General features: G+C 71.4%; 11 protein-coding genes and 2 pseudogenes. 8 read left to right on the top strand and 5 right to left on the bottom strand.

The window, feature by feature from the left end; genetic code table 11:
• From FRAQA3DRAFT_RS10785 to FRAQA3DRAFT_RS10805, 5 genes and pseudogenes are all read left to right on the top strand, one after another.
• Complete coding sequence (locus FRAQA3DRAFT_RS10785) at positions 1 to 936, top strand: hypothetical protein (protein ID WP_009739081.1); 936 nt, start codon at positions 1 to 3, stop codon at positions 934 to 936.
• A 1,280-nt stretch (positions 937 to 2,216) separates the two neighbouring features.
• Positions 2,217 to 7,508 carry a hypothetical protein gene (locus FRAQA3DRAFT_RS10790; RefSeq protein ID WP_009739082.1) on the top strand — a complete coding sequence of 1,764 codons (5,292 nt, stop codon included), beginning with the start codon at positions 2,217 to 2,219 and terminating at the stop codon, positions 7,506 to 7,508.
• A complete protein-coding gene (locus tag FRAQA3DRAFT_RS10795) occupies positions 7,505 to 10,591 on the top strand; it encodes a hypothetical protein (protein ID WP_009739083.1) in 3,087 nt (1,028 codons plus the stop codon). The genes FRAQA3DRAFT_RS10790 and FRAQA3DRAFT_RS10795 overlap by 4 nt, the downstream gene beginning before the upstream one ends.
• 123 nt (positions 10,592 to 10,714) lie before the next feature.
• Complete coding sequence (locus FRAQA3DRAFT_RS10800) at positions 10,715 to 12,022, top strand: hemopexin (RefSeq protein WP_009739084.1); 1,308 nt, start codon at positions 10,715 to 10,717, stop codon at positions 12,020 to 12,022.
• Between the two features lie 44 nt (positions 12,023 to 12,066).
• Positions 12,067 to 12,204: pseudogene (locus tag FRAQA3DRAFT_RS10805) on the top strand (IS5/IS1182 family transposase); the annotation flags it as partial.
• 177 nt (positions 12,205 to 12,381) lie between these two features.
• On the opposite strand, the gene FRAQA3DRAFT_RS10810 reads toward FRAQA3DRAFT_RS10805, so the two are convergent.
• Positions 12,382 to 12,963, bottom strand: a complete 582-nt coding sequence (locus FRAQA3DRAFT_RS10810) for a TetR/AcrR family transcriptional regulator (RefSeq protein WP_009739085.1) — start codon at positions 12,961 to 12,963, stop codon at positions 12,382 to 12,384.
• An 85-nt stretch (positions 12,964 to 13,048) separates the two neighbouring features.
• Here FRAQA3DRAFT_RS10810 and FRAQA3DRAFT_RS10815 point away from each other — a divergent pair, with 85 nt between their 5' ends.
• Positions 13,049 to 13,909 carry an NAD(P)-dependent oxidoreductase gene (locus tag FRAQA3DRAFT_RS10815; protein WP_009739086.1) on the top strand — a complete coding sequence of 287 codons (861 nt, stop codon included), beginning with the start codon at positions 13,049 to 13,051 and terminating at the stop codon, positions 13,907 to 13,909.
• 554 nt (positions 13,910 to 14,463) lie between these two features.
• Here FRAQA3DRAFT_RS10815 and FRAQA3DRAFT_RS10820 read toward each other — a convergent pair.
• Positions 14,464 to 14,865: a RidA family protein gene (locus FRAQA3DRAFT_RS10820; protein WP_009739087.1), complete on the bottom strand. Its 402-nt coding sequence runs from the start codon at positions 14,863 to 14,865 to the stop codon at positions 14,464 to 14,466.
• Between the two features lie 82 nt (positions 14,866 to 14,947).
• Between FRAQA3DRAFT_RS10820 and FRAQA3DRAFT_RS10825 the strand changes: the two genes are divergently transcribed.
• Positions 14,948 to 15,922 (top strand): YafY family protein, encoded by a 975-nt coding sequence (locus FRAQA3DRAFT_RS10825; RefSeq protein WP_009739088.1) that lies wholly within the window; start codon positions 14,948 to 14,950, stop codon positions 15,920 to 15,922.
• Between the two features lie 9 nt (positions 15,923 to 15,931).
• On the opposite strand, the pseudogene FRAQA3DRAFT_RS10830 reads toward FRAQA3DRAFT_RS10825, so the two are convergent.
• The 3 genes and pseudogenes from FRAQA3DRAFT_RS10830 to FRAQA3DRAFT_RS10840 form a co-directional block, all read right to left on the bottom strand.
• A pseudogene (locus FRAQA3DRAFT_RS10830) lies at positions 15,932 to 17,328 on the bottom strand (NF041680 family putative transposase).
• A gap of 474 nt (positions 17,329 to 17,802) precedes the next feature.
• The gene (locus tag FRAQA3DRAFT_RS10835; RefSeq protein WP_198287068.1) at positions 17,803 to 18,603 is read right to left on the bottom strand and encodes a bacterial transcriptional activator domain-containing protein; all 801 of its coding nucleotides are present in this window, start codon (positions 18,601 to 18,603) and stop codon (positions 17,803 to 17,805) included.
• A 105-nt stretch (positions 18,604 to 18,708) separates the two neighbouring features.
• Positions 18,709 to 18,966 carry a hypothetical protein gene (locus FRAQA3DRAFT_RS10840; protein WP_009739091.1) on the bottom strand — a complete coding sequence of 86 codons (258 nt, stop codon included), beginning with the start codon at positions 18,964 to 18,966 and terminating at the stop codon, positions 18,709 to 18,711.
• 305 nt (positions 18,967 to 19,271) lie between these two features.
• Between FRAQA3DRAFT_RS10840 and FRAQA3DRAFT_RS31465 the strand changes: the two genes are divergently transcribed.
• Positions 19,272 to 21,563: a phage tail sheath C-terminal domain-containing protein gene (locus FRAQA3DRAFT_RS31465; RefSeq protein WP_009739092.1), complete on the top strand. Its 2,292-nt coding sequence runs from the start codon at positions 19,272 to 19,274 to the stop codon at positions 21,561 to 21,563.
• The last annotated feature ends 8 nt before the right edge of the window (positions 21,564 to 21,571 follow it).

Here is a 21,571-nt window from a genome sequence, read left to right on the forward strand (position 1 = left end):
ATGCTCGACGAGTTCTGGAAAGCCATCGGCAGCAAACTCGCCGACCGCTGGGCCGCCCTCACCACCCCCGCCCTCGTCTTCTGGCTCGCCGGACTCGCCGCCTGGACCCACCACCACGGCGGCCTGCACACCCTCGCCCCCCACACCGCCTGGCTGGACCGGCAAACCCCCGCTGTCCAGGTCCTGGCCATCCTCACCGGGCTGCTCACCGTCGCCGCCTCCGCGGTGGTGGTGAACCAGGCCGCCCCCTCCGCCCTGCGCCTGCTCGAGGGCTACTGGCCGGCCTGGGCCGACCCGCTGCGCCACCGGCTCGCCGCTCGCGCCGCCACCCGTGCCGCCGCTGACCAGCAGGCCTGGCAGACCGCCTACGCCGCCGTCCAACCCCCCGCAGTCCCGACCAGCCGGCAGCTGGCCGTCTACACCCGCCTCGAACGACGCCGCCGACGCCACCCCTCCCCCGCCACCCCCGGCTACTTCCTCCCCACCCCCATCGGCAACATCCTGCGCGCCGCCGAACGCCGCCCCACCGACAAATACGGCCTCGACACCGTCATCTGCTGGCCCCGCCTCTGGCCCGCCCTCCCCGACACCCTCCGCACCGACCTCCTCGCCGCCCGCACCGCCCTCGACACCGCCACCACCACCGCCCTCTGGGCCCTGCTGTTCACCGCCTTCGCGCCCTTCACCCTGCTCGCCATCCCCACCGGCCTGGCCGTGGCCGCCTTGACGGTCACCTGGGTCATCCCCGCCCGCGCGCAGACCTTCGGCGAGCTGATCGAAACCGCCTACGACCAGCACCGCACCACCCTCTACACCCAACTCCGCTGGCCCCTACCCGCCAGGCCGGCCGACGAGAAGGCCGCCGGCCAGCAGCTCACCGCGTACCTGTGGCGCGGCTCCGACAACGCCATCCCCACCTTCACCCCACCCCCCTGACCAGCAGTCCAGACAGCACAGCGTCCGAGAAGCCTGCGCAGTTTCCGCACACCATGCCGCTGCTCACGAACGCCACGGGCCACCCGCCACGGCACACCGGCAACCACCTCAGCCGCACGCAATCCATCCAACGGCCGACGGACCTCGCCATCGGCCAACCGCAGCAGAACGACCGTCTCCCCGGCCGGCGCGCACTCCCCCACCGGCGCGCCCTCCCCCGCCGGCGTGCCCTCCCCCGCCGGCGCGCCCTCCCCCGCCGGCGCGCTCTCCCCCACCGGACCATCGACATGGCGATTCATCGGAAACCATCACCTCGCGGGACGCAACGCTACGAGCCGCGAACCCCGCCCCGCCGCACCCAGAGCCAACGGGACACGACCAAGACCACACCACCGAGCGTGACCGCCGGCAGCGAATGCTCCAAGACACCTGACCACTGCTCATTTACTGTTCATGTACGCGGCCGGTTGCTCATCTGTGCCTGGCCCCTACATGTGCGACCTTCTCAGCGTCTTGTCCCAGGGTTTGCTCGCAGCATTCTGCCCATTCCTTCAGGGGCGGGACCGGCGCCGGAGAGGACCAGGGTGGCTGGCCAGCGGCGTGTGCGTGCAGCCTGCTGCGGGTATCCGACCGCGCGGCCATCTGCTGCTGTCCGTTACGGTCCGCGGGGAGCGGGACCAGTACCAGCGGCGGGGAACGAACATCGCCTTGGCCGTCGTGCTCCCGCTGGCCGAGGGAGGGGCGACGCGGCCCGCCGTACCGGGTGTGCCGGAACCGGTGATTCTAGCGCCGCGCCGAGCTGACCGCATCCTCCTCTCCTATCCGCAAGCCGACGCCACACTCACCCTCGAACCACGCTCGGACAACCCCGGTGTCAGGTTTACTGTCGCTGTCTGCTCAGATCGGAATGAGAGAGCTGAACCAGCGGGGGATCTCGGTGCAAATTCGATGATCGAGACGGTGTTCCGAAGCAAGAACCTGCCCGTGGCGGAACGCTTCGAGGCCTGGTGCGCGATGGCTCACTGGGCGCCCGTAGCCAACGCGCTGGGGGTGCTCCCACCTGTCCGACTTCAGCCACGCCTTCCGGGCCGCCCGCGGCATCCCCCTCGGGACTACCGCCACACAGCGCACCACGCCTCCGAGTAGAAGCAGCGTTATGAAGCCGGGCAGACACCGCTAACGACTTCCCGTCCACAAACTGGCCTCGTCCTCGACTGGTTAGAACATCTCAACCGCCGGCCCCTCAGACGCGGGACCGGCTGCCCAGAAAGGGCGGGCTCATGGCCGTTTCCATGCTCGGGTTCCTGGGACAGTTACTACCCGACGCCCTGGACCGCATTGTCCTGCCGGTCGAAATCCGGCGGCTCCTCGAGCACCTCTCGACGGATCTGTCGCCGCCTGCCGGGCCTGCCGCCGTGCCACTCTCCGGCGATGTCCAGGCCGCCGGCGACGATTCGGCCGGCGGCTTCGCCGAACTCACCATCGACCCGCTCGGTCCCGCGATCCCGTTCGACCTTCGGCTGACCGGCCCGGCGGCCACGCCTACCGGCTTCCAGCTCGACCTCAAGCCCGCCGACGGCCTGCTGAAGCTCCCGGCCGCCTGCGTGCCGGCCGCAATCCAGGTCGATGCCTCCGGCAGGCGTGCGATCGTCGCGGCGCCGGCCGGCGGCAGGGTCGCGCTCACTCTCAACGGCGCCGACCCTTTGGCGATCCGTATCGAGGGCAGCGTCGAGCGCCCCGCGCGGCAGGGCATCGTCGCTGTCGACGCCGCCGCGCGGGGCGTCCTGACCGTCGGTACCGCGCCAGCCGCCTTCCTGCTGGGCGGTCAGGGCTTCGGCCTTCACCTCCCCGGCGGTCTGACGGTCGACTCCTCGCCCACGGACGCGCCCGCGCCGGTGTCCGGCGGGGTCGGCGGCCCGGCACGGTCCGCGGCGCCGGGCTGGGAGGGCGTGGCGATCCGCGCGGCCGAGCTCTTCCTGCCGGCGCAGACTCCGCTGGTCGGGAGCGGCCCGATCCCGGTCGAGTTCGACCTCGGCATGCCGGGCGGCCTCTATGGACGCACGGAGGCGCACGTCCCGGCCGACGGGTCGCGCCCGGCCTTCGACGTCACCCTCGTGTGGGACGACCCCGGCGCGACCTCCCTGGCCTCCGCGCTGCCGGCCACGGTCGAGATCCGCACCACCTGGAACCTGGACGAGGCCGCCGGCCCGCCGGGCGTCGGAACCATCGAGCTGCTCGGCGGCCGCCCGCTGCGCGTGACCGGCCGCTTCGCGCGCAGGCCCGGCACGAGCGAGTTCGACTTCGGCCTGGTGGTCGAGGCCGGTGGCGACCAAGGGCTGCTTTGCGTGCGGGGCCAGGACCCTGCCGGCAGGGTGGTCGTTACCGCCGCGGCCCTCGCGACCGCCTTCATCGCCGATGCCGCCCCGCCCACACCGCAGCAGAGCGAGTACGACGGCTTCGGCGCGACGCTGCACATGCTGCTGGTCGCCGCCGCCGGCCTCAGCGCGTTCCTCGACGACGGCACGGTCGTCCTCCACGCGGTCGAGGTGGACGCCGGGCTCGGCTCCGCCGGCACCAGGGTCGCCCTCCGTGTCGACTACAGCGTCGACGTCGTGGTCAGGCCCATCGACCTCGGCTTCATGAGCATCGGGATGAAGCCCAGCGTGCCCATGCGCCTGCGCTATCGCAACGTCCGGCTGCTGGTCGACTTCGCCCAGTCCGGCCTGGACCGCTTCCACCTCTCGTTCGGTGAGGCCGACGTCGACGTGGAGGACCCCGGCGGCTGGCAGGTCCAGTCGCCCGGCACGCTCAAGGACCTCTTCGACGTGCTCGGCAGCCGCTCCGGTCATGGCTCGCAGTGGTTCGAGATCGATCTGCGGTTCGCGGTCGACCTTGGCCCGGTCCGGGTCAGCGGGGCGACGGTCCGCGTCACGCTCGGCCGCAACGGCGCGCTGCGCCCCGAGGTGCGTGGGCTCGACGCCGCTCTCAACATGCCGGGGCTGTTCACGGCCAGCGGCAAGGCGACGCTCGGCCCCGACCGGCTGGACGTCGCCCTCGCCGCCACGGTCGTCCCGCTCGACGTCGGCGCCTTCGCCAGTCTCACCTACTCCGACCTCGGCAACGGCGTCACCGCGCTGATCTTCTCGCTGGGGGCGGACCTGGCCGGGCCGATCCCCTTCGCCAACAGCGGCCTCGGGCTCTACGGGCTGGGAGGTGTCTTCGGCGTCAATGCCGCTCTGCCCGTCCCCGGACCGGGCAAGGACCCCGTCCTGTTCCAGCTCGAACTGGACCCTTTCGACACCGAGGCGTACATCGGTGCCCCCGGCGGGAGTGTCTTCGGCCTCGGCGTGGTGGTCGGCACCGCCCCGGACCTGGGCTTCACCTTCAGCGCCAAGGGCGTCGTGGTCATCGGTCTGCCGGACACCGCCGTTCGCGCGAGCCTTCAGGGCCGCGTGCTGTACCCGCGGGTGAAGACCGACGACGACCTGGGACCGCCCGCCGCCGGCGGCGGCTTCGTCGGCGTGCTCACCGTCGCCAAGGACGGCGTCACCATCGCCGCCCGCGGCCACTACGAGGTGCCCGTCCTGTTCACCGTCGACGTGCCGTTCGGCGCACACTTTCCGACAGCGGAGACAGATCATCCGGAGCGCTGGTACGTCCGGCTCGGCTCGGACGGCTGGCATGATCGCGGCCCCGGCCCCATCCAGGCTAAGGTGCTCCCGGGCATCCTTACCGCCAATGCCTGGGCCTTCTTCATGGTCGAGGGGGCCGGCATCCCCGAACTCGGCGGCCCTCACTCGACGCTCTCGCCGAACGGCTTCTCGCTCGGCTTCGGCGCCGGCTTCACCGCCGTCTACGGCATCCCGCTCATCCACGTCGACGTCTCCGCGTCCGTCATCCTCGCGCTCGGCACCCATCCCCTGCTGCTCGCCGGGACCGGCCACCTCTCCGGCAGCCTGCACCTCGGTCCCGTCTCCATCGGCGCCAGCGCCGCGATCGACTTCCTCATCGCCCCCGATCTCGGCGAGCCCTGGGTGAGATTTCAGGTCTGCGGCGAGGTCGACCTGTTCTTCTTCAGCCTCGAGGGCTGCGTCACCATCAGGATCGGCAATCCGAGCGAGGCGATCCCCGACCCGGACGACTGGCCGCTCGAGTCGGTTGTCCTCGCCGACCACCGCTACACCAGGCTGGCCGACGCCGTCCGCGCGCCGACCCAGCCGCCGCTCGAGAAACTCCCGGTCGTCTGGCCGGACGTGATCCCTCTCCTGCAGTTCACGCACGGCCCGGCCAACGGCCTGCTACCAGGCCCGTTTACCGAGAAGATCGACTGGACCGCGGTACCGGTCGGCAGCGGCATCATCGGTAACGAGCGCCTCAGCTACACCTACACCCTCACCTCGATCACCCTCACCGCGATCGACCCGGCCACCGGGGCCGCGACACCGGAAGCCGGGCCGCTGGAGGCTGCCTGGCAGGAGCCCGTCACGGGCGCGCCCGGAGAACCGGGCGCGCGGGAGCTGGCGCTGCTCACCTGGGAGTCAGCCCTCTGGATACGCAAGCTGGCCGACGGCGCCGTCAACGCTCCGCACGACCCCGTCCCCGGTATCGTCCGCCGCTGTCACGAGCGGTTCGTCGCCGAACCTGGCTGGGCGCTCGGGAGCCTCGCCGACCGGCCCGGCCCAGGCCGGCCGTGGCGGTTGCCGACGGAACCCGCGCCCGGCCCCTACGCCTCGGGGTTCGACGTCCACGTCACCGCCGAGTGGTGGGGAATCCCCGTCGACAACTCGGCCACCGGGTTCTTCCCGGTGACGTTCCCCCTGCGGCTCGGAGCGCCCACGGCGTTCGACGCCCCGCTACGAGGGATCGGCCGTGCCTTCACCGGCGGCTTCACCCTCCCCCACGTGGTCGGTCTGCCCCTCGACCTCGAGCCGCACGAGAGCGCCCCGGGAATCGCCGAGCTGCCGGTCAGGGTCGTCCTCACCTTCTCCGAGCCGTTGCTCGACCCACACCTCGGCCTGAGCCTGCCGCGCTGGCCGCCGGACTACGCCGACCGCCGGATGGAGGTCAGCCTGATCGGCCCGGGTGGGTCGGTCCCGTTACCCGTCCTGGGCGACGAGCCCGTCTCGGACGACGCCTTCGTCCGCGGCTACGGGATCGCCGGTGGTCCCTACACCGCCATCGCGCTGGAGTACCACGCCGCCCTCGCGCCGCGGGTGCTCGGTGTCCGCGGCATCTGCGGGCGGGCGAGGGACGCGGCGGACACCGCCACCGCGGCGACCAACAAGGCCGGCCAGGCCGTCGCCGCCAAGGCCCCCACGGTCACGCCACGGCGGATGCTGCGCCCCAACACCGTCTACCGCATTGATGTCGGCCTCTCCGGCCAGAGCCGGCGCGACGGCAAGAACGGCGACGTGCACACCCACACGGACAGCTACTGGTTGCGCACTCCGGACATGTCCGGACCCGCGCTGAGCAACGGCGTGCAGTACCTCCAGGGGACCGGCGTCGCCGCCGCCCTGGAGCACTACGAGACCTACGTCGCCGCCCCGGCGGTCCTCCGGAAGGTGGACAACTTCGACCCTGCCTACCTGGAACGCTACGTCCTGTCCTGGACGCCGGCCGACCGGACCGGCCACTGGTTCCGCGACGACCCGGTCGGCGTCCAGCTCGACGTCAACCACGTGCCGGACCTCGCCGCCGTCTACGACCACGACACCCTGGTGCGCGTCCGGCGTACCGACCCGACGAAGGGGGAACCCGACCCGTTCGAGGAGCAGACCTTCCCGGCCACCAACATCTGGCAGGCCGCCGTCTCGGCCCTGCTGCCGAAGGCGGATCTGCGCTTCCACGAGGCGACGTCCGCGGCAGGCGCCTGCCCGTACCCGTCGCCGGGCGCGACGCTCGGCGGGCGGCCCACGCTGCGCCCGCTGTCCGACTACGAGCTGTCCCTGGCCTTTCCCTTCCTCGACTCCGCCGGCTCCGGGCGGTCGGGAGGCGCCGCGATCCGCGGCGGGATCTTCGGCACCTCCCGCTACGCCAGCCCACGCGACCTGCTCGCCGACCTCGGCTTCGTCACCCGCCACGCGGGGGGCGGCGGCGTCGCTGGCGACCTACGGGTCGACCGGATTCCGGTGACCGCCGGCGACACGACCGCCGACGGCGCCGTCGAACGCGCCCTCACCAGGCTCGGACTCGGCCGGCTCCCCCATGCCCGGCTGGCTCGCGCGACCGCGCTCTGGACGGACGACGGTGGCGTCTGGGTGCTCCACGGCGTGCTGCTCGAGGCTCCCGAACCCATCCACCGGGCGGACACGCTCGGCCTCGCCGACTTCGGCGGCCGGCTGCGGGTGGACGGGCTCTCCTGCGACGGGCAGGTGTTCGAGGGGATGATCCGCTCCACCTCCGGCGACCGGCTGCTGTTCCTGACCGACTTCCCCCTCGTGCCGGCCGCCCCGCTCCTTCTCGCCCTGACCCTCCAGGACATCCCGCTGGAGGCCGCCACGGTGCCGGTCACGACGGCGCTCGAGTGCCCGGTGTCGCCGACTCCAGGCTTCGCGGAGGATCTGCCATGAGACCAGATGTCGCACAGCCAGCGCTGTTCCGGGCGAGCGCCGTCGCCGCCGACGGCGTGCCGTGGCTGGCGGCGGGGTTCCACCTCCGGGTCCGGCTCAGCCCGTTGGTCGGCTTCCCGCTGCACCCGTTCGCCGCCTGGAGGCTGGAGCACGGCCACGACGCGGGCGAGCCGCCGATCCGGTGGCGCGACGCCGCGGGTAACTCTCTGGCCGTCCCCTTCGACCTGGAGCGGGTGGGCGGGTTCGCCGAGGGCTCCCTGTTCGGCGTCTCCGCGGCGAACCCCTACGTCTGGATCGAGGTCGACGTCGACAACCGCGGCCTGCGTCTCGACCTGCTGGACACCGCCGAGACGGCGGGTGGCGGCGCCCACGTCATCGCCACCCGCCGTCGCGAGCCGTTCCGGTTCGGCCACACGGGCGTCGTCCGCCTGCGGGCATCCGGTGCCGGGACGATCGGCACGACCCGGGCCCTGCCGCGGTCGGTCCTGGCCATCGAACAGGTCATCGAGCGGGAACCGGACCTCACCTTCGGGCTGCCGCTCGCCGCCGGCTACTGGTATGCCCCCGGGCCGAACGACCCGCTGGCCGCGGCGAAGGAGCGCGTCGGCCTGGCCGCGCCGCGCCGGCTCAGCCCGCCCGACAACCCGACGGGCGCACTCCCCGACGACACCGACCCCGGCGACGAGACCGCGCGGATCATGGATCGGATCGCGCCGGAGCTCGTCGACCCGTGGCTCGCCCGGGGCTGGAGCGACCGCGACCTCTCACCAGTCCACGCCACGTTCAGCGATACCGCTCCGGCCCCTGGCAACCAGCCGGTCACGGCCAGTGCCGCCGTGACCCCGTCGCTGCTGACGATGGCCGTCGACCCTCAGATCGCCCGCTACCTCGGCCTCGTCACCGCCGTCCCGTTCGGCGCCACCAGGCCGGTGGAACGGGCCAACGTCTGGGTCATCGCCAGCCGCTGGGCCATCCAGCGGGGCCGCGCCGTCCTCCGGCCGAGCGGAGCGCGCCCACTGACCCTCGACGACGTGCTCGGACGCCGCTCCCAGCTCGCCGGCCGGCTCGACGGGCTGCTGCACAGCGTCTTCCCGGACGCGCGGGACCTCCTGGCCGACCTCCCCGGACGGCCCGGTGACCGCGAGAGCGGCCCATGGTCCAGTGTGCCGCTGGTCGCGGTGGCGGTCGCCGCCGGTGACGCCCCACCGGACCCGCCCGACCCCTTCCAGCTCACCGCCGCCGAGCCCGGCGCCTGGAACCCCCAGGGCGAACCCGGCCGCACCGGCGGGGAAAGCTGGCGGCAGCGGATCTCCCTCGGCGCACGGCCGGCACCCGGCATGGTCGGCTTCGCCCGGATGGCGCCGAGTGGTCCCGTCGCGCTGCACCGCCTCGAGCCACCGCCGGGGCAGGGCTATGTCACCCGCGCCCTGCCGCTGGTGCCGAACCGGGCCAGTGATGACAGCCACAGCCGCGTCCTTGAGGACCGCGCCGTTCCGGCCGGCCCGGCCGGCGCGAGCTGGCGGGTCTGGGTGGCCGACGAGTTCGGCCAGTGGTCCGGCGGCTCCGATCTCGCCCTGCCCTCGCCCGACCGGCCCGCGCCGCCCCCGCCGGTGGTGGAGGCGACCTTCCACGCCGACCCGGACGACGGCACGAGCGGACCGCGCGTGCCCGGTACCCTCCACCTCCGCTACGCCGTGCCGGACCCCGCCCATGCGTCCCCCGGCGGCCTGCCGGTCACGGAGCTGCGGGTCAGCGTGGACGGGGTTGCACTCCCACCCAGGCCGGTCACCCCGGGTGACACGGTCGTCCTCGAGCCGGCACCGAACCCGTTCGAGGTCGGCGAACAGCGCGGTGTGCAGGTCGTCTCCACGTACCGCGACGCCGCCGGCACCGCGTCGGTACCGTCCACGACCGACTGCGCCGCGTACGACGCCCGCGCGCCGCGGGCAATCCCCACCTCGCCAATGCTCCTGTGGACTGGCCAGCGGGACGCGACCGGCCAGGCCGAGCTCGCCCTCCGCTGGCCGCCGCGCCCCGGCGCCGCCCGCTACCGGATCTACCTCGGCGACGCCCGCCGCCTTGCCGGCGAACTCGGTATCTCGCTGGCCGACACCCCGGTCCGGGCCGCACAGGCTAAGGTGATCCACCCCGCCAGCGCCAACCTCACCGCCAAAGGGGCCTTCACCTTCCTCGGAGAGATCACGGGCACCCCCGCCGGCGACGGTTTCGTCCCCTTCGCCACCCGCATCCCCGGCGGGCTGCGCGGCGTCCAGCTCGTCCGCGTCGTGCCGCTCACCGCCGGCGGGGCGGAGGCCGCCTTCCAGACCTGCGGCCTGGTCCCGGTCGCCGTCCCCAGCATCGACCGACCGCCGCCGCCCCTGCTCGACGCGGTCACCGACCCCGCAGGCGGCCTCACCCTGACGGTGCGCGCCCGCGGCCTGCGCCCCGAGCCGCTCGCCGCCGCACCGGGCGGCGCGCCGGAGTACCGCCTGCGCCGCACCCGCCGCGGCCTCGCCCGCCACTTCGCCCCCGTGTGGACCAGCGGGAACCTGACCGGCCCCGACGCCGACGGCGGCTGGACAGCGACGGTGACGGTGCCGGCCGCCGAGCTCATCCCCTTCGTCCGCACGGTCTGGTACGCCGAGGCGCGTTACCCGGCCGAACCAGCCCTCCCGCCCGGGACGGTCGCGCTGCCCGCCGACGGCGGCGTGGAGCCGGTCTGGAGCGCGGTCGGAGACAGTTCCGAGGGGCTTTGGAGCGAGCCCTCCCTGGCGGCCGAGTCGCTGCCCATCCCACCAGCCGACCCCGCCCCGCCCCCCGCGCCGGCCGTCACCGCGACCGCTGACGGCTCCATCGAGCTCACACTGAGCGGCTTGCCCACCGCCCATCCCACGGCGAGTACGCCCTACCACCTGGAGATCTACCGCGGCACGCCCGGCACCGCATCGGAGCGGCGGGCCGTCGTGGCCGTCCTCGACCCCGACCTCGCCTGGACCGACCCAGCTCCGATCCCCGCTGGCGCGCACTACGACCTCGTCGTCGTCGACCCGATCGGGCGGCGCGGCCCGGCGACACGCGCCTAGCCGACCACAGCCGACGCCGATGGCCCATCTCGTCCGCGCGCAGCCAGGGACGCCGAACAGCTGTATCGCCAGCACCAGCCACTCGCTCGTCACGAAGCCTCGCTCAGGCAGGAAAGGAATGTCATGGCTTCCAGCGCCCGCATCGACGGCTCGGTCGTCCTACCCGGAGCCGGTGACATCGTCACCGTGTTCAGCCGCGGCTGGGCCGTCGACCACGACTTCGGCGCCGACCCCGACCGTGTGGTCGGCTCGGGTCAGCCTCGACGGATCTCGTCGCTGGGTTGGCCGGCGCCGTTCGACCGTGACCTCGACGGCGTGCTCGCCGGGCAGGGGGCCTACGCGGACTTCGTCTACGTCTTCGCCGGTGGGAAGTACCTGCGGTTGCGCGCCGACACGCTCACCCCGGACGGCGAGCCGCGCGACATCGCGGGGCCGTGGTCGTTGCCCGCCTCGTGGACCCACATCGACGCGGTGTTCACCGGCGGCGGGGTGAAGTCAGGATTCGCCTACTTCTTCCGCGGCAACGAGTACCAGCGGTACGACTGGCTCAGGGACGCCGTCTCCTACCCGGCACCCCGCCCGATCGCGCCGCACTGGCACGTCGACGACCCGCTCCTGGCCGGAGACTTCGACGGGGCGATCACCGGCCGCGGGGCCTGGCACACCAAGGTGTGGCTGTTCAAGCGGGTGAAGGCCACGGTCGACGACCACGGTGCCCTCGTCCCGGCCGGCGGTCATGTCGTCAGCGCGCCGCGCTACCTGCGTTACGACTTCAACAGCGAGACCGTCGACTTTGTCGAGAGCGTGCCCGCGGACGCCGTCACGAACTGGAAGGGGCTGCTGCCCCTGGTCGACAGCGGCGAGGCCGTGGACGAGGCAGTGGCCTGGCTGAATGCCAGCATCGCCGCGCTCGACGCGGGGATCCCGACGCCGGCGCTGACAACCGCGTTCGGACACCACATCATGACGACGTCACCGGACGCCGCGAGCCTGGTCACGTTCGTCACCCGGCTGACGGCGGCGCGCGTGATCCTGGAGGCGATCCCGGCACGGTTCGCCTGGGCGGTCATTGATGAGTTCCCCGCCCACACCTACCCGCCGCCGAACACCCGCACGGAGGTCGGCGACCTGTTCTCCACACGAAACGGACCGCACGCCCGCTCGGCATCTCTCATCCACGAGGCGGTTCACGCGACCCTCTTCGACACCATCGGCACCTCGCGGGTCGACGTGCCGGAATGGTCAGGCGCGACGATCAACGGACACGACTGGTCACCGGCGGTCGACCCGACGACACATATCCAGCTACCCGCCTACCACACCATCAGCACCGCCGACGCGCTGGAGAATCCCTCTTCGTATGCCGCGTTCGCCGTCGAAATCGGCACCGGCGCCGACGCCCGCTATGGCGCGGGGCGGCCGCAGGAGTGACGGACCCGGCCGCGGCGCCCTCCCCGCACCGAGTTGACTCCGGTGCCCGCTGGCACGACACGGGCATCACCGCGAAGATCCACGACGCGTTACGGGACAGGGCGCGCGAGCAGGAGGGTCGCGACACCGAACCCACCGCCGGCGTGATCGACTCCCAGTCGGTGAAGGGCGCACACACCGTCTTAGTACTACAGCCGCAGTGATTTCTTTGTGGTCGCTGTCTTGGTTCTGCTTGCTCGCCGGGGTTCTCGGTGAACCGCGACGCGGCGTTGGTAGTGGCAGCGCATGGCGGTGGCCTGGTGACGGCGGCGGAAGTCCGATCAGCTCAGCACGTGCCCGCGCCGGCGACGCCGGCAGGGTCAGCGATAGGAGTTGACGAGCCGGGCCAGATGCCTGCCCGCGAGATGCAAGGGCGTCTCGCTCTGCGACACCTGGGCGGACATCTCCGCGCCTTCCAATGTGTTGATCACCGTGTGCGCGAGGTCGCGCGCCACGTCCTCGGGGAAGCCGGAACGGCGGAGCTTGTCGTCGACCAGGCCACGCCAGTTCGCGAACGCCTGTTCGGCGGCGCGCTGGATGTCCGGGACGCGACCCGCGCTTTCCAGCGCGGTGGTGGTGACGGGACAGCCGTCCAACCATCCGGAGTCGCGTAGTTCCTCCGCCAGCCGGTCGGCGCACGCGGTGATCGCCTCTGCCGGATCGTCCACCCGCTCCAGCGCGGCCCGCAGGAACTCGGAGAACTCCCTGTCCCCGTACGCAATGGCCGCGATCGTCAGCTCGGTCTTGCCGCCAGGGAAGAAGTGGTAGACCGAGCCGAGCGTGGCATGGGCCTCCTGTGAGATCTGCTTGAGGCCGGTCGCCTCGCAACCCTGTCGTTGCATGAGGCGGGATGTGGCCTGGACGATCCTCTCCCTGGTGCCGATCTCGTGCTTGGTCCTCATGTCACCATCCTAGCGAGTAGAGCGTTCGTTCTAGTAGGGTGGACACGCCGAGTAGAACGTTCTTTTTAGTCCGGACAGGAGATCCATGACTGACACCTCCGTAACCGTGATCGGCCTCGGGCCAATGGGGCACGCGATGGCCAACACCTACCTGGACCAGGGCTACGAGGTCACCGTGTGGAACCGCACGCCGGGCAAGGCCGACGGGCTGGTCGCCCACGGTGCTCGTCGAGCGGACACGGTGGAGGCCGCGCTCAATGCCAACGATCTGGTGGTGCTGAGCCTGACCGACTACCGCGCCGTGTACGCGATCCTCGAGCAGGCCCCCACCGCCCTGGCCGGCCGGACCGTGGCCAACCTCACCTCCGACTCTCCCGCCCGGGCTCGCGAGGCGGCAGGGTGGATCTCCGCCCGCGGCGCCGTGCAGATCACCGGTGGGGTGCAGGTGCCGCCACCGGCCATCGGCACTCCGGAAGCCATGACCTACTACAGCGGCCCGAGGGAGGCGATCGAGGCCCACCGCACGGACCTGGAGGTCCTGACCGGTATCGACTACCTCGGCGAGGACCCGGGCCGGGCCGCGCTCTACTACCAGATCGGGATCGACATGTTCTGGACCGGACTGGTCGGTTACCTGCACGGTCAGGCGGTGGCGCAGGCCAACGGCATCTCGGCGCGGGAGTTCCTGCCCCACGCCGTGAAGACCATGGACTTTCGGTACTTCCTGGAGTTCTACGCCCCGCGCATCGACGCCGGCGACCACAAGGGCGACGTGGACAACCTGGCCATGGGCGTGGCGAGTCTCGAGCACGTGCTGCACACCGCGCAGGAGGCTGGCGTGGACGGTTCGGTCCCGGCGGCGATGCTGGACCTCTTCCGGCGCGGCATAACCGCCGGCCACGGCCAGGACAGCCTCACCAGCCTGACCAGGCTCCTGAAGCCATAGGAGCTCCAGGGCAGCGTGAGGCGGGACTGTCGGTTTCCTGGCTCTGTCGCACATTCGGTTTGCGCCGTGAGGCGTTGTGGCTCGAGTGGAGGTGAGAGACCTTCACCGCCTGTCCTGTCGCGGTAGGGCGGGTGGAGCTGAGGGCAGCCTGGTCCAGGGTGCCGGTCAGGGTGGGAGCAGCCCTGACCAAGCCGGGACTTTCCAGTACCGCCAGATGGGGCGGGTCCGGCGAGCGTGACGGAGAGGAGTACGCGAGGAACCGGCGTCTTACGTCCCTGAAAGCGACACCGGCTCGAATCTGGCCGGCTCCAGATCGCGGCGATCTGGTCTTCGCGCAGGCTCGACACCCTGATACCGCGATGACCCAAGTTCGGTGGAATCCGTCGACGCCTCGTAGGCGAGCCGCGTGCGCTCGCCTACGAGGCGGTCCGTCACCAGAGCGACGTGGTGCCCGGACCATCGTGTCCGGTGGCGCCCGTTCACACTGCTACGCCACCCCGTTACTGAACCGCCGCCCGCGTCGGGTTGAACAGCCGGCTGCGGGCGGCGGCGAGTCAGGGCCGGGCGGCGAGGGCCTCGACCTCGAACAGCACGTCAGGGGCAGCCAGGCTCGCGACACCGATGAGGGTTTGCGTGGGCGGTTTCGTACCCCAGCCCTCCTGCACGGCCCCGGCGATTGGCCCAAGCTTGCTGACGTCATGGTCCACCACATACGTCCTGAGCTGGACGACGTGGCTGAGGTCGAGCCCATGGGCGGCAAGAGCGACGCCGATGTTGCGGAACGTCTGCTTCACCTGCTCGGTGAAGTCGGTCGAGACAACCGCGCCGTCTGGGCCCGATCCGTACTGACCCGCGATGAGCACCAGTTCCGTACCTGCAAGGACGGTGGCGGTGTGGCTGTAGCCGAACGGGACCGGGTCGTGCAAACCGTCCGGATTGACAATGGCGTGTGCCATGTGGGTCTCCAATCGTGTGCGTGAGACAAGCCTCCCAGCAATACACGACATCTTGTGTCGTGTATTGCTGTAAAGTTCTCGTATGCGCGCCGACCGGTTGGTATCGCTGGTGCTGCTGCTGCGCCAGCGCGGTCGGCTGTCCGCGGTCACGCTGGCCCGCGAGCTGGAGGTGTCCACCCGCACCGTGCTGCGCGACATCGAGGCGCTGTCCGCGGCCGGCGTCCCGGTCTACGCCGAACGCGGCCGGCACGGCGGTTTCGCGTTGTTGCCCGGTTTCCAGGCCGAGCTCACCGGACTGAACCACGACGAAGCGCTCGCCCTGCTGGTAGCCGGATCGCGGCGCGGCGCGCAGGTATTCGGTCTCGGCTCGGCGCTCGCTTCGGCCATGCTCAAGGTGGTTGACGCGCTACCCGAAAGCCACCGGGACATTGCGGCCGGCGCGGCCCAGCGACTGCTCATCGACCCGGAGACCGACCTCCTCTCGCGCCGGCTGGTCGCTGAGGAGGTGCCCGACACAATAGTGGCCGAGGTCCGGCGCGCGGTGTTCGCCGGACACAAGCTGCGCATCCACTACGCGGCTGCGGACCAGACCCCGAAGTGGCGCACGGTGGACCCGATCGGCCTGGTCACCGTACGCGACCAGGGCTACTTGCTGGCCACGAGATCTGGCGCGGACCGCACCTACCGGCTGTCCCGGGTCTTGGCCGCCGAGGAACTCCCCGAACCCGCACAGCGACCGGACCTGGTCGATCTGGACCGGGCCTGGCAGGAACGCAGCACGCAGTTTCGGACCGGCGGCGACCAAGTCGCCGTGCTGGTACGGGTGAACCCAGCGCGGCGGGAGGACCTGGTGGGCACCGTGCTGGCCGTCTGCGCCGAAGAAGCCGACGCAGACGGCTGGCTGCGGCTGGAGGTGACCTTCCAAGATCCGAGACACGCCGAATGGGCGCTGTGGCAGCTCGCCACGAACGCGGAAGCCCTGGCTCCGCAGTGGTTGCGCACCTCCCTGCGCAACCGCGCCGTCGCGATCGCCACCTGCTACGGAGTGTCATCCTGAGCTTGTCGTTTAACTTGCCTGCCCTTCGGATCCTGTGACTGTTGGCCTGTCCATGGTCTTCCCGACCGGTTGGATGATTGCCTGTCGTCGGTTGGCGTGGCCGGGTGGGCGGCCGGGGCCGGGTCGGGTGGGTTTCGGTGCGCGGGCCGGAAGTGGTGTCTTCGGGCGGAGGTTCCGGAATCCTCTGCGGGCACGGGCTGGAGTCAGCCTTGTGGGTTCGGCGGGTCGTTCCCAGGGGCGGCGCAGGTCCGCGGTGAGCGTGCGGGCAACCCGGAGTTGGGGTAGGCGGCGAGGACGAGCCAGGTCCAGCGGTCCGCCGCGTGAGGGTCACGGATCTTCGGGGCGGTCCAGCCGAGGGTCTGCTTGAACAGCCGAAAGATGTGTTCACGATCGAATCTTCGGAGGAACGCCCGCCAGGCGCGGTCGACGTCGGTGGCGCTCGCGTCGACGGTGGAGGACCACAGCCAGACCGGTTTCGGGTTCCGTTCGCCCGGGAGGTGGTCGACGACGAGACGGATCAGGGTGCCCTCGATGATCGGAAGCTGGACGGTGTGGCGCTCCCAGGCGGCGCGGCGGGTCAGCCGGGAGTGGGCCCGGTCCCACGCGGTGGCGGCCGCGGTGCCGTACCGGCTGGTGGCGGTGGTCGTGGTCACGGCCGGGGTGGGCAGGCTGGCCGGGTAGGCCAGGCGCAGCTCGGGACCATGGCGAGGTGGCCGGCCGCAGGCGCGTGGCGGGCGGGGCGGAACGGGCAGGTGGAAGACGCGGTCGGAACGCAGCCGGCCGACGAGGTCGACGGGCAGATCGGCCAGCAGCCAGGCCAGGCGGGTGACGTCGTAGCCGGCGTCGAACACGACGAGGATGTTCGGGGTGCCGGCGGTGTGGTGGCCGGCGGCAGCGAGCCGGTCGACGACCTCACGTACCTGGGTGGTGGTCACTGTGGTGAGGTCGTCGTCGGGGCCGAGGCGGACCGCGTCGAGCGGCGCCGTCCACGAGGTGCGGCCCGGTTCGAGGGCGGCGACGAACGAGTAGGGCCAGCCCGGGATCAGCTGGGCGTTGCCTCTTCCTCGGCCGTAGGTGTGGCAGAACAGCCGGCCCGGGCTGGTGGCCGCGTCCGGACGCAGCCAGGGGCTGACGTCCACGCCCAGGACGATGCGACCGTCGGCGGCCCGTGGGAGCCCCAGCCCGGCCAGCGACCGTCGCAGCCGGTCCACCTCCACCCGGCCGTGGTTCACCGCGTCGTACAGCGCGCCGTGCCCCCGGCGATGCTCCGGTGCCAGCGACAGGCCGACCAGGTCACGGACCGGGCCGTCCGCGCACAGCACGGCGTCGGCGAGCTCGAACAGGGCATCCGCCCGCCGGGTCAGACAGTCGTAGAGCTCCTCCCGGAACCGACACAGCACCTCCAGGTGCTCGACGGCAGGGACATCGTGGGCCAAGCCGTCCTCCACGACCTTCTGTCTGATCACGGTGTCTTGGGCGAGAAACCAGGATCAACAGAAGGTCGCTTCACGTCACGGCGACACGCCGGTCCACCCCACACCACCAGCAGCTACTACGCAGAGTAACATCCAGAGGTTGAACGACAAGCTCAGACACCTCCGTGATCTACGGGCGGCGTGCCTGCTCCGCTGTCGGCGACACGTGGCCCCAACCGTGTCCCGACCCTCCGACCCGAGGAGCGTCGCGATCACCACCGGCCAAGGGATCGACCGGTCACATCGTCGACACGCCGGAGCCTTGGGGTGAGCGGCCGGTCCGGAGCAGGTCCACCGTCTTCCGGCGGGGATCGTCCGTGGACAGCGGTTTCGATTGTGACGCCCGCGTTCCTCCCAGAAACAATTATCACAACGATTCTAGGTGTGAACGGAATCGGGGCAACTTCACACGGACCCGGAGCGAACTGTGGTCGACGTTCCGACTGTCCGGCGTGACCGCCCGCCGTCCCTAAGCGGCTTCAGAATTGGTTCGACCAGGTCGTACATCGCGGTCGAGGGTTCCAGGTGCAGGTCCCGGCGCATGAGTTCCCGGTAGCTGTAGAATGCCTGCAGCGCCTCGAACGTGTTTCCCTCCGCCAAGTGGATCTGCACCAGCAGCCGGTGCGGGGTCTCCCTGAGCGGCTCGGTGCGCAGCGCCTCGATGGACGCCTGCAGAGCCTCCCCGAACTCGCCCGCGCGGACATGCGCGTGAGCGATGCGTTCCAGGGCGTGTAGTCGCAGCTGGCGCAGCCGCTCCCGATCCAGCAGCACCCAGTCGTCGTACCAGCCGGGCAGCAGGTCGTCGCGGCCCGCGGTCAACACCTTGAAGGCGAGGCGCAGATCGCCGTCGGCGCGCACGTCGGTCGCTACCCGCACCAGGTCGTCGACGTCGACGACGATGCCCGGATCGAGCCGGACGGAGTCGCCATCGGCGATCATTATGCGGCAGGGGTACTTCCGTAGTCGCCACAGGCCGGTGCGGAACCGGGAGAGCGCGCGTTCCTCCGGGATGTCAGGCCAGAGGAGGCCGGTCAGGTAGCTGCGACTACAGCCGGGGTGCAGACCGATGACGGCGATGAGGCGCTGCAGGCCTCGGGGAACGCCCGCGGATTCCCCGTCGTGGACCAATCGGAAGCCGTCAAGCAGGAACAGGCGGGTGGGTGCGGTACCCGTCGAACGGCGGGTGGATGTCGGGCCAGGGGTCAAGCCCGAGGTCGTTGAGGCCACGGAAACCCCCATCGAGCAGCTCGCTGTGATCGAGTATAAGACCATGCCATAGCTGTGCGCAGCGTGACCTGAATACTGTCGCTATCATCCGCGCAAGAAGTCCTGCAGCCAGACGTCGACCAGGTGGCTGAGCTCCGTGGGATCGGTCGTGGCGCCCATTGAGGTCGCGGTCCAATCGTTTCTCTCGCCCGCGCAGAGCAAACGGGCGGTCATCCGACCGGCCTGGCCGCTGACCCGCCAAACCCGGATCAGCAGCACCTCGCTGCGCACGCCGACATCCCCCTCGTCCCCCATGCCGTACCAGTCGCCGCGTTCGCCGTGAGGATCGGTGTCGAAAGTCATGAATCCTCCCGGGTTCTCGGCGTGCGCCGCACGCGTGCCCGGCGGCGAGATACCCGGGTCCTGATCGGCGACACGGCATCGGGGCCCTTGGCGCACTGTGCATCGATCACCGTCAACGACACGTCAACGAATCCGGACCGAGGCTGATGGCCGTGTGACGTCCTGGAGACGCCGGTGCGCGCACCGTACTGCCTTGGCGGGCGCAGGACTGCCTTGGCGGGCGCAGGCCACGTGACCGATCCGCCCGCGGCTCGTAGGGCACGGCCGACCGTTGACACCGCGTGAACGACCCGAAGGAGGTTCGAATGACCGCGCTCGTTGTGCCCGGTGTCCGGGTCGAGGCCACGTTCGACCCGGTCCCTCCGCCGCCGTCGCCCGCCGGCATCCTCGGGCTGGTCGGCGTCGTCGACCGGCGGCCGAACGGCCTCGTCGGGCTGACGTCCACGACGGAGATCGCCACGCTGCTCGGCCCGGGCACCCTCTCGTCGATGCCGGAGCTGGCCGACGCCCTTCGCAACGGTGCGTCCGAGGTCGTGGTCTCGGCGGTGGACGATGCCGCGGCCGGAACCGGGAAGCTGCGGCTCAAGGACCGCGACGGCGACGACGTCGTCGAACTGCGGGCCCGTTCGGCAGGCCCCTGGGCCGATCAGGTCGAGGTGCGCGTCGACGAGGTGCTGAGCGCCGACGGCCGCAGCGTCAGGGCCGTGGACGTCACGGTCTACGTGGCGGGCGTCGTCGCGGAGGTGCACCGCAACCTGGTCCTCGACCCGCGTATTCCCGAACGGGATCTCTTTCAGGTGATCAACCTGGATTCCACCACGCTCGTCGCGCTCGACGCGGCGCTGCTGAACGCCGAGCCCACCGTCGTCCGGGACGGCGGTGCCTTCGCCAACCGGCAGCCGGCCAGAGCCCAGCGCGTGCTGACCGCGGGCAACGCGCCGACCCTTCGCCTGACGGCCAGGAACGCGGGCGAGCGCGGCAACCAGATCTCCGCCCAGGTGCTGGCCGGGCGTGCCGCCGCCGTCCTCACCGACGCCGCCGCCGCTCCGACGATCCGGGTGACTTCGCGCGAGGTCAGCCTCATCACGCCCACGGTGACCGTCGCGGCGGGTTCGGTGCCGAACACCGTGACGGTGACCGTCATCCGTGGGACGCAGGATGAGGTGTACGCCGATCTGGCCTCCGTCGGAGCTGTCGTCGCGGCGCTGGGCGGCTCGGAGTTCGTCCGCGGCCAGGCGATCGACGGCGGGGCGCTGCCGGCCGCGGCCACCACCCCGCTGGCGGCCACCCGCACGTTGGTGGTCCGCGTGGCCGGTGCCGACGACGTGCTGTCCGAGGACCGGCTGACGGTCGACGAGGTGGTGGCCGGGCTAGCAGGCAACGCGTTCGTCGACGCGACGATCCTCGCCTCGACCGGGGCGGCGCTGGACACCGCCGCCGAGAACTCCGGCTTCCTCACCGGCGGCCGCGGCCGGGAACCAGTCGTCCGTCTGGCCGACGCCGCCGACCGCGACGTCGCCGAGATCGGTGCCGCGCCGGACGTGGATCCGGCCGGCTGGGTGCTCCGCCTGACCACGACGTCCAGCGGCTTCCGACTCTCCCTGGACAACGCCGACGGCACCACACTGGAGCGGCACGAGGACCTCACCACCGACCCGGACAGCGACCGGTACCTGGTCGCCGTCCTGGGTGCCGAGTCCGAGCGGATCCGCGCGTTCGACCTGTACACCCGCGCCGGGGTGACGGAACTGCCCGCCGCCACCGCAGGCCGCAGGCCGCTCAGCGCCAGCGCGCCACCGCCGACCGCCGCCTACCTGGCAGCCATCGACGCGCTGGCCGCCGACGAGCGCATCGACCTGCTGGCCGCGTCCCTCCAGGTCTTCGACAACGATGCGCTCGACGTCCGGCAGGTCGACGGGGCGCTGCGGGCGTTCGCCGAGGCCACCGCCGACCGCGGCGTGCCGGCGATCGCCTTCGGTTCCGTGGGGCCCGCGGAGGATCAGGTGGCCGAGATACTCGACCACGCGAACTCCGTCCGGTCGCCGCGGTTCGTCCTCTGCGCGCCATACGGCACTCATGCCGCCGTGGCCGGGCTGGTCGGTCGCCTCGACGTGTTCCGCTCACCGACGTTCAAGGGCGTGCCGCAGCTGCGGACCTCGCCCGGGCACTTCCGCGAGTCCGAGCTGCGGCGCCTGGTCGACCCGGTCGCCGGCAACGTGCTCGTCGTCCAGCAGCACCCCACCAGGGGCGTGATCGTGGTCAAGGGCGTCGCGACGAACGGGTGGCAGATCAACGTCACCCGCACGGCCGACCAGGTCGTCCGCGATGTGAAGCGGATCGCCGAGGGCTTCATCGGCGAGCTGAACGACGAGGCGAACCGGACCGCGCTCGGGCAGCAGGTGACGTCGTTCCTACTGCGACTGGAGCGGGACGGCGCGATCGTGCCGAGCGCGGACGGCAGGGACCCGGCGTTCGAAAGCCGGGTCTACGCGACCCCGCTCGACTTTGCCCAGGGCATCGTGCGCATCGATCTCGCGGTCAGGCCGGTCCGGGCCGTCGATTACGTCTACGCCAGGCTCCGCGTCAAGGCGATGTGAGGGAAAGG

It is taken from the genome of Frankia sp. QA3 (assembly GCF_000262465.1).
In the GTDB taxonomy this organism is placed as follows: domain Bacteria; phylum Actinomycetota; class Actinomycetes; order Frankiales; family Frankiaceae; genus Frankia.

Excerpts from the sequence above, each read along its gene's own strand:
- FRAQA3DRAFT_RS10790 (WP_009739082.1), top strand. The coding sequence starts at position 2,217 with ATGGCCGTTTCCATGCTCGGGTTCCTGGGACAGTTACTACCCGACGCC.
- FRAQA3DRAFT_RS10785 (WP_009739081.1), top strand. The coding sequence starts at position 1 with ATGCTCGACGAGTTCTGGAAAGCCATCGGCAGCAAACTCGCCGACCGC.
- FRAQA3DRAFT_RS31465 (WP_009739092.1), top strand. The coding sequence starts at position 19,272 with ATGACCGCGCTCGTTGTGCCCGGTGTCCGGGTCGAGGCCACGTTCGAC.
- FRAQA3DRAFT_RS10840 (WP_009739091.1), bottom strand. The coding sequence starts at position 18,966 with ATGACTTTCGACACCGATCCTCACGGCGAACGCGGCGACTGGTACGGC.
- FRAQA3DRAFT_RS10820 (WP_009739087.1), bottom strand. The coding sequence starts at position 14,865 with ATGGCACACGCCATTGTCAATCCGGACGGTTTGCACGACCCGGTCCCG.
- FRAQA3DRAFT_RS10795 (WP_009739083.1), top strand. The coding sequence starts at position 7,505 with ATGAGACCAGATGTCGCACAGCCAGCGCTGTTCCGGGCGAGCGCCGTC.
- FRAQA3DRAFT_RS10810 (WP_009739085.1), bottom strand. The coding sequence starts at position 12,963 with ATGAGGACCAAGCACGAGATCGGCACCAGGGAGAGGATCGTCCAGGCC.
- FRAQA3DRAFT_RS10815 (WP_009739086.1), top strand. The coding sequence starts at position 13,049 with ATGACTGACACCTCCGTAACCGTGATCGGCCTCGGGCCAATGGGGCAC.
- FRAQA3DRAFT_RS10825 (WP_009739088.1), top strand. The coding sequence starts at position 14,948 with ATGCGCGCCGACCGGTTGGTATCGCTGGTGCTGCTGCTGCGCCAGCGC.
- FRAQA3DRAFT_RS10800 (WP_009739084.1), top strand. The coding sequence starts at position 10,715 with ATGGCTTCCAGCGCCCGCATCGACGGCTCGGTCGTCCTACCCGGAGCC.